The sequence below is a fragment of the Pseudoalteromonas sp. S2721 genome (genome assembly GCF_005887425.1).
Classification (GTDB): domain Bacteria; phylum Pseudomonadota; class Gammaproteobacteria; order Enterobacterales; family Alteromonadaceae; genus Pseudoalteromonas; species Pseudoalteromonas simplex.
On record NZ_PNCZ01000043.1, the window covers coordinates 1 to 9,590 of the forward strand.

Annotated in this window: 3 protein-coding genes; all 3 read right to left on the minus strand. The window is 40.9% G+C overall.

What is annotated here, in order from left to right:
- Nucleotides 1-220 precede the first annotated feature (220 nt).
- The gene (locus CWC02_RS16250; RefSeq protein WP_138619360.1) at nucleotides 221-3,718 is read right to left on the minus strand and encodes a PKD domain-containing protein; all 3,498 of its coding nucleotides are present in this window, start codon (nucleotides 3,716-3,718) and stop codon (nucleotides 221-223) included.
- Between the two features lie 290 nt (nucleotides 3,719-4,008).
- On the minus strand, nucleotides 4,009-7,998 hold the full coding sequence (locus tag CWC02_RS16255) for a hybrid sensor histidine kinase/response regulator transcription factor (protein WP_138619362.1): 3,990 nt from the start codon (nucleotides 7,996-7,998) through the stop codon (nucleotides 4,009-4,011).
- A gap of 412 nt (nucleotides 7,999-8,410) precedes the next feature.
- Nucleotides 8,411-9,590 (minus strand): elongation factor Tu (gene tuf / locus CWC02_RS16260; RefSeq protein ID WP_138619364.1); only part of this gene is annotated, 1,180 nt, incomplete at its 5' end.

Below are 9,590 nucleotides of genomic sequence, written 5' to 3' on the forward strand. Positions count from 1 at the left end.
GATTTATGAAAGGCATTGATTGCAAGTAATAGTGGTTCTATTGTTAAAATCAATAACGCAGTATAAATCGCTTTTAAACCAACCCTTTGGGCGCTTCGCAGGCACTTACTCTCATCGTTGTTACTTCTTAAAAGGGACTGCCATTCTTGCAAAGTAACGCCTTGATTTAAAGCACCTGTGAAACGCTGAATTCTGCATCTTGAGGTGGTTTGGGTATAAATTACTGCTTAATTAAGCTGCCTGACAAAAATGTATGTAATGCAGGGTCATCATCGTCGTTATAGCTTTCTGGTACTTCAAAACCTAAAGTTTCAACGCTAAATCCTCCATCAACGGTTGTGATAGGAGTCATTAACACGCCATAACCATAATTCTGACTCTCAGTAGCCTCACTAAACATCATTAAAGATCCTAAATGCAGCTCCCAAGACGCACTACGAACTTCACCATCTAATTCGAATGAAGCGCTGCCATCTTCAGCAATGACAATATTTGATGTTTCAACACCACCACTCTCGGCCATATAGGTGAAAATATGTGTACCAATTAAGTCGACTTCGGTAAAAGAATCTTGCTCAATAACTCGCGTAATTCTTTGCATTACACCGAAGTCATCGCCATCTTTAAATTGTAAAAAGTTGCCTTGTGCTTTGACAATAAAGTGCGGGTCAGCTTCTTCTATTGGGCTACCGTATGTTTTTTCATAGAAATCGACAAACACTTTTTGATTCTCAATATCATAATTATAGTAACCTCCAGATATACCCAGCTCATCATTTTCAGTGTCATGAGCAAGCTCTAAGAAAGTACCGTCTTCTTTAAATATGCCCATAAAGAAGTCACCATCAAGCGAACCATCGAAATAAGCACCTACTAGGGGATTTCCCAGACTATAAATACGTGTTAGTACAACATCACCTTCCCCTTCAATTTCAAGAGTAAGTGTATCTGCAGAGACAGACGCTATAATGCTGCCAGCATCGTCAATCCCAAAACTTCCATTGGTATCTTCGCTTAGTTCAACAGCAAACTCACCTGTACTCTCATTCCAAGTAAAATCGCCTAACTCAAATCCCGGATGAGCATCATCAACGCCTTCATCTGTCATTGCTTGAATCTGAATCCACTTCCCATCACGTAAAACCACTGCAACATCAGGTTCATCGGCAAGTTGCCAGGCGCCATCTAACGGGTGCTCTGTTGCAGGGCGATCAATATCAACCTGCGCTTCCGCCATCGCTTTATCAAAGAACCAAGCTTGCTTATCACCTTCAGTACAACTCGCTGACTGCGCATAAACACAAACCGTTAAGAAATACCTATCAAAGTCACTAACCTCTGCTTGCGATGTATTAAACATCAATTTGCCGGAGGCTAAGCTGTAGTCATATTCAGTTAAAACTCCAAGATATGAAAAGCTAATTCTACGTTTATATTCATCTAATTCATCGTTATAGATTGTCTCAACTTTAATAGTTTCAACACCACGTTCCCTTGGCGAATAAAGCTCAATAAAACCAACGTTTATCGGATAACCATTTTCATCATAGCTAGCGTTTTCTTCTAACCAGTAGGGAGCAAATTTAGATACGCCATATTCCTTAGAAACTGAGAAGTTACGAAGATGTGATGAGTAATCCTCTGGGCGTTCGGTTCCGTCATAATTAAAAAAGCGATACTTACGGTAAGTAAAGTTTTGCCCGTTATTGGTTGCTAGCAGACGTTGAGAAAACTCACTATATACTTGGCAAACATCATCTTCAGGGCAGATTGGCTGAATGCCATTACTTGTAAAATAGTTATAACGTAAGAACTCTCCATCACTACTTACTTGCCAAGAACGAAAGTTTTGATTCAAATTAAAATTCATTAAACCATCGTCATAAACGTCGTAATGAAGGTCTGTTTGTGGTGAGTTATAACCTTGGTACACAGTCCATTTACCAAGTAGATCTGCTTCAGTAAATGAAAGCTGGTTATCTTTCACCATTAAACCAGTAACTGTTCGCGAGTTATCATCTGTTTTAGCTTCGAGTGATGCAGCAAATTGATAACCAACTTGTACATTTTTAACTAACCAAATTGCGATGTCATAATTGATACTTTCTGCGCTATTACTTATAAGCAGTTGATTCTCATCGACTTGCCAAGCAACACTGACAGGCGTTTTATCGTTATCAGTGAGCGTCCCAGTTCCACCAGAAAGTAGCTCAATACTTACAGCACTACTATACCCACCAAACTCGCTCAAATTATCAATAACCCAAGTACCAATAAGCTCATCTGCTGTCACTGCAAGTGTTTGTCGTTGTTCAATAAGGGTGGCGTTATAATTAGATTCAGAGCTGTTATACACTTCACCGCTGTTACTGAAACGAGTTTCAGTTTTGCGAGAAAACTCTACAGTTCTATTAGCATCATTTTCCAAGAGAATAATTAGATCTAACTCAACTAAATACTCACATACCTCCTGCTGCTGATCATTTTCATCATTGCTAAATGAGCAGTTTATAAGTACAGGCTCAGCTAAATTAATTGTAATATCCTGCTCTTGCTGAGACCAATTAAAGCTTGTATCGACATCAATCAAACTAGCATAGCCAGTTCCATCAGCCTTAAACTCTAACTGCGCAGTTGATGCTCTATAGTATTGCGGCTGCATTAAAATATACTCACCCACAATACTAGTAACGGTCTGATCTACAAGTTCATCATCTTCTTTAATTTCTTCTTTTGTCGATTCAATTAGACCCGGTTCTTGGCTCTCTACGGTATTAACAAAGTTATCAATATCCTCAGAATTTGATACAAGGTCTAAGGTTGATTCGACGCCTTCAGGAAGTTCATAGTTTTCGTTATCAACAATAATTTTAATTAATGATGCTAAAAGTAACTTCTCATCCGCATCAACAGCTAACAATGCATCATCGAGTGCTTCTTCGGAGTTGATATCAGCACCATCACGAGTCAATAATGCAAACTCTGCGGTAGTAACATTAGTTACATTAACGCCAAAATTATCCTCTTTACTAAGTTTTCCATCAGCTCCTGCTTGCGCCAGCAAAGTTGAAATTGATTTTAGCTGTGAGACAAACTCTACACCGGGATTGATTGAATTATTACCATATGCGACTAGCTTCACTAATTCATTTGCATCAGAGTCATCCACTTCAATATCTACGCTAAAACGACCCTGGGCATCCGCGGTTACTTCAAACTGTTCATCACCAATTTGAACTACAACACTAGAATTAACAATTGGCTCATCAGTTACAATGCCTTCAAATGTTATTTTTAGTGCCTTGCGCTTCAGAGCTATATTAACTTCTGCACTTGCAGTTGCATCGTCATCATCTGTTACAGTCAAAGCAAGAACAATATCTGCATCTTCTTCAACTGCAGGTGCTGTAATTGTTAAGGTGCTTGTATCGCTACCAGAAAGATCAAGGGTAGGACCAGATACTTGTGTCCAAGCATATTGACTAATACTTCCGTCACTATCAGTCGCTGTCGCCTGTAAAACTAGCTCCTCTCCCTCTAATAACTCTGTGTCACTGTTAATTGATACTGTTGGACTTTTATTCTCTTCAGCAACAGGAGGGGTATCATCTTCGTTATTGCTATTATTCCCACCACAAGCTGTTAAGCTAATAATACTGGCTGCGAAAAGTAATTGTTTTATAAAATTCATAGACCTGAAATTTGGAGGGCTCATCATGTTAATCCTTACATTGATTGCGGTATAGCTCACTAAAAAGAGGCAACTGCAGAGCAGTTGCCAATCTCAAAGGAAGCAAATCTTAATAAACGTATGAACAAGGTCAGCGCTCGATCACTCTTTTAACCATAAATTAGACTTTATGTTTGCCCGTCAATTTGAGTACTTCGAAGCATGTTTTCCCGTTCATTTTTCATTAAGATTTTATGGTAGATGAGTTATTCAAATTGTGTGTACTGAATGCCGACAAAAATGTACTCAAATACGACATGTAATTAAAAAACAGTAGGTTAAAGTTTTTGACATTGATATTCTTTTGCCGTCACACCATATTTTTCTTTGAAAAACTTAGAAAAATACGAACGTGAAGAAAAACCAACATCATCTATAACTAGACTTACTTGGCGACCCTGCTGTAACAACTCAGCAGCTCTTTGCAATCTATATTCGCGAAGATATTCACTTGGTGTGATATTTAACAATACTTTTAACTTTCTTTGGAATTGACGCTCACTCAATGCTAAGTGCTTCGCACATTCAAGCATAGAAAAGCCCTGCTGATGAAAATGCTCAGCAACATATTCAGCTAACTTTTCAAGCAGCTTTTTGTCTCTCGGGTCGAGTGAAAAGGCCGTTCTTTGCTGAGCTTTATGTGGCGACTTTTCAGATTTCGATTGTTGTGCATATTGAGCTACCCAGCCTAGCCAGTTCTCAATTTTTAAAAATAGCTCTTCTCTATCGAATGGTTTAGTGATCACATCTAGCGCGTGTTGCTGCAAACTACTCACTCGAGTTTCATAATCGCCCTTTGCGGTCAAAATAATTACTGGGATATGGCATGTAACGGGCGAGTTATGTAATGAATCTAACACAGTAAAGCCATCAACTTTAGGCATCATTAAATCAGTGATGATTAAATCTGGCACTTGGCTCAAAGCTATTTGCAATCCAACTTGGCCATCTTGCGCTAATAAAACTTGGTAGCGGTGTTGTAACTCAGATTTAAGGTAATGGCGTAACTCATCATTGTCTTCAATAATTAATACACTGGCTTTATTCTGCACTTCATTTGATTTTGAACTGATACTTGCAGCAGAAGCTTGAGCTGCAAATTGCGTTGCTTGAAATGAAAGTTTAAAACTAGTTCCTTCCCCTAAGCGACTTGCCAGCACAAGCGTGCCTTTGTACTTATCAACCAAACGCTTAACGATGGCTAGGCCAACGCCACTACCTTCTACATTTGCATGACTACTCACTCTGTAGAAAGTATCAAATACTTTGCCTTTTTCAGCGTCTGCGATACCTTTACCTGTGTCTGTTACTTCTATGTTGGCAAGCTCACCTGATACGCTTACGGTTAAGCCGACTTGACCTTGCTGAGTATATTTAAATGCATTGCTTAAAAGGTTGGTAAGAATCGTGATCACCCCTTCTCGGGTGCTTTCGATAAATACGGCTTCTTCAATATCGACCTTAAAGTCGATAGGCTTTTCACCTAACACAGCAAACTGCCCTGCGACCTCTCTGGCAATTGCCGATAGTGACACAACTTTTATAATCTCTTCATGGCGCTCATCATAACGAGTCAGCGTTAATAGCTTATCAACCAAATTTTCTAAACGCCGGCTATTTCGCAATACCAAATTCAGCTGCTCACGCTTTTCAGTAATTCGCTCATCAGCTATTAGCTTTTGCAACGGCGCAATCAACAAACTCAAAGGAGTACGTAATTCATGAGATGCATGCGTGAAGAAGCGCACTTTATTTTCTAGTGAATCACTCAGAGCTTCAGCTTGCTGTTCGATGAGCGTTTTTTGCTCTGCGATTTCGTCGGTACGCTCACTAACAATTTGCTCCAGATAATATTTTTGTTTGCGTATCCGGCGAGTCCAAAGCACTGTGAATAGCCACACCATCGCCAAAATCAGCATAGCCGCTAACAGATAAAACTCACTAGTTTGCCACCAAGGAGCAAGAACGGTTATGTTTAACAGTAATGGAGTGAGCACATTTGCCCCGCTTTCACTACTAGCATTAACTTTCAACTGATATTTACCAGCAGGAAGGTTAGTATAATCAACAGATAAAAAAGGCCCTGTAGCTTTACGCCATTGCTGTTCAAAGCCCGCTAACTGATAAGAGTACAGGTTAGTCTGTGGCTCAGAGTAGTGTAGGTAACTAATCTGAAAGTGAACCCGTTTGATGCCCGCAGGAATAGTCACTGAACGGCTTTTTTCTATTTGGTATAAACTGCCTAAACGATTGACTCCTTCGTTTACCACATCCTCATCATCGAACTGCAAACTAGTAAGCGCTAACTGGCCACCAATAGCATTGATTTCAAGATCAGCGGGGTTAATGACACTCACCCCCTGTGTGCCACCAAACATCAAGCGGCCATCACGGGCTTTTAAATAAGCACCGGCATTAAATTCATTACCTTGTAAGCCATGTCGAGCTTTATAATTTTTAATGCTCATGGTTGCTGGGTCTATTTTAGCGAGGCCATTGTTGGTACTAAGCCAAACCCAATCGTCGTTATCTTTTAACAACGCATAAACGACTTGATTAGGGAGGCCTTGATTGACATTAAATTGATGCACGTGCTGGTTGCTCAAATCAATAATATTTAAGCCGTTCGACGTTGCGAGCCACATTTGCTGGTCAATTTCTAAAAACGCACGCACTGTATTATCAGATAAAGCCAAGTCGCCTTTGCGATAATTAGTGAGGGTATCGGTTGCTGCGTTGTAGTGATAAGCCCCATCACCATCTGTGCCTATCCACAGATCTGCTTGCGAGCTTTTATATAAACTCGTCACCCGTGCCGTTGGAATTATAAGTTTTGTATTCGCTACAGGCTGTGCAAAACTAATAAATTTGCTGCGCTGCCTATCAAAACAAAACAGCCCTCCACCATTCGTGCCAACCCAGACATTATTTTTCTCATCGACTAAAAGAGCATATATACTGTTCTCAGTTAAGCCATGCTCGCCTTCACCTGCTCGAAAGTGACTGATGCTGCCATCGGTATGCAAAACATCAATCCCTTGCTGCCAACTGCCAATCCATATATCGCCATTACGATCTTCGGCAATGGCTTTAATTGCATTGCTACTAATTGAATACGGTGAACTTTCGGTGGTTATGCGCTCTAAACGATTTAATTGCTGCTCAAGAATATCGATACCGCCACCCCAGCTGCCATACCAAATACGTTGCTTTGAGTCTTCAAATAGCGCCCACGCATCGTTACTTGAAAGTGGCGCTGGCTTTTTTAACTTACTAAATTGCAATGATGCAGGGTCGAGCTTACTGATCCCATTTGCAGTACCGAACCACATAATGTCGCTACTGTCTCGGTAGATACTATAAACCCGGTTATGAGCAAGACTATATTTATCAAATGGGTCATGTGCTAAAACGGTGAAGCTTGCATTAATTGGATCGTAAACATTAATCCCGCCACCTCGCGTTGCCAGCCAAACTTGGCCTTGGCTATCAAACTCAATATCACGAATTTCATTACTGCTAAGCCCAACACCGCCATCATTAGAGGTAAGCCACTGCGTCATTGTTTTAGTGCTTAACTCAATCTTGTATAAGCCACCACCCTGACTTGCCAACCAAATACTGCCATCAGCTGCCTGTTTGATAGCAAAGATACTGGCATGAATATCTACTGGCTCAGCAAAGCCAGAAAAAATAGTATTAATTTGTTGTTTATTAATAAGATCATAATGAAGTAACCCAGCTCCATGGGTACCAATCCAAAGGATGTCGGCAATTTTTGATAGCGCATAAATAGGCTTTTTTAAGTCTGTTATTAACCTTTCAAGTTGCTGTGTTCGCTTATCGTAACGAAACAGGCTGCCGTCGTAAGTACCAATATAAACGTGCTGTTGCGCTACCAATAAACTGGTGATGCGACGCTCTTTTAAGAGTGGCTCAGAAAATTGATAATTATGTAATGCAAGTTGGTTTACACCACTATTTCGCGTACCTATAAACAGCTGTGATTCGCTATCAAGTGCCAATGGATAGATATAGTTATTTGCTAGGCTATTTGCCTCATCAGAGGCTGTGAATACGGTAAACTCATTGCCATCAAAACGGTTTAAACCTGCCTGCGTCGAAAACCACATGAAACCTTGCTGATCTTGTACAATATCGAACACAACACTTTGCGATAATCCATCCTCAATATCGTAATTATGAAATGCAGACCAAGCTGAAGGTAAGAACAGAAGTGCTAACAGCGCTATTAAAAAACGGATCATCCCTAAATCTACACATTTATTATTAGTTATTAATCAAGCGTAGTTCAGTTCAGCTAACATTCATAATCATTTCCCAATTTAGGGATGAATAACCAAGATAGATATCAAGGGGTTGGATTTAGATGCGAGTTAGCGAGGGTAAAGGCTCTAGGTTATAGGCCAAGCATAACCTTGGGAGTGTTTTAGGTGGTTTGGGTTTACCAAAGAAAAGGTTTACATGGATTGTGTTGGGTTTCGCTGCGCTCAAACCAACCTACCTGAAGAATAAACTGATCGAATGCTGAGTGATACACAGAAGTAAACAACCCTCTCGATCTAATCTGACGTCTGAAAGCTGACAGCTTTTCTACAGGCATTAAAAAAGGCCGCCTAGGCGACCTTTTTATAAGCTGTGAAGCTCTATCTATTGATATTACTCAACGATAGTTGCAACAACACCAGCACCAACTGTACGGCCACCTTCACGGATAGCGAAGCGTAAACCTTCGTCCATCGCGATTGGGCAGATTAGTTCTACAGTCATCTTGATGTTGTCACCAGGCATTACCATTTCAACGCCGTCTGGTAACTGTACGTCACCTGTTACGTCAGTTGTACGGAAGTAGAACTGTGGACGGTAACCTTTGAAGAATGGAGTGTGACGACCACCTTCATCTTTAGAAAGTACGTATACTTCTGAAGTGAACTTCGTGTGTGGAGTGATTGAACCAGGCTTAGCTAGTACTTGACCACGTTCAACGTCTTCACGCTTAGTACCACGTAGAAGTGCACCGATGTTCTCACCCGCACGACCTTCGTCTAGAAGCTTACGGAACATCTCAACACCTGTACAAGTTGTCTTCGTAGTTTCTTTGATACCTACGATTTCAACTTCGTCATTCACGTTGATGATACCAGCTTCAACACGACCAGTTACAACAGTACCACGACCTTGGATTGAGAATACGTCTTCGATAGGCATGATGAATGGCTTATCGATGTCACGCTCTGGCTCTGGGATGTAAGAATCTAGTGCTTCTGCAAGCTCAACGATTTTGTCTTCCCACTCTTTCTCGCCTTCTAACGCTTTAAGCGCTGAACCTTGGATTAGTGGTAAGTCATCACCTGGGAAGTCGTACTCAGAAAGAAGTTCACGAACTTCCATCTCAACTAGCTCAAGTAGCTCTTCGTCGTCAACCATGTCACATTTGTTCATGAATACGATGATGTAAGGTACACCAACCTGACGAGAAAGTAGGATGTGCTCACGAGTTTGTGGCATAGGACCGTCAGTCGCAGCAACTACTAGGATTGCGCCGTCCATTTGAGCAGCACCAGTGATCATGTTTTTAACATAATCGGCGTGTCCTGGACAGTCTACGTGTGCGTAGTGACGAGTTGGAGTATCGTACTCAACGTGTGAAGTTGAGATTGTGATACCACGCTCACGCTCTTCTGGAGCGTTATCGATTGATGCGAAGTCTTTAGCTACACCACCGTATACTTTTGCAAGTACGTTAGTGATTGCTGCTGTTAGAGTTGTTTTACCGTGGTCAACGTGGCCGATTGTACCAACGTTTACGTGCGGTTTTACGCGTTCAAACTTTTCTTTT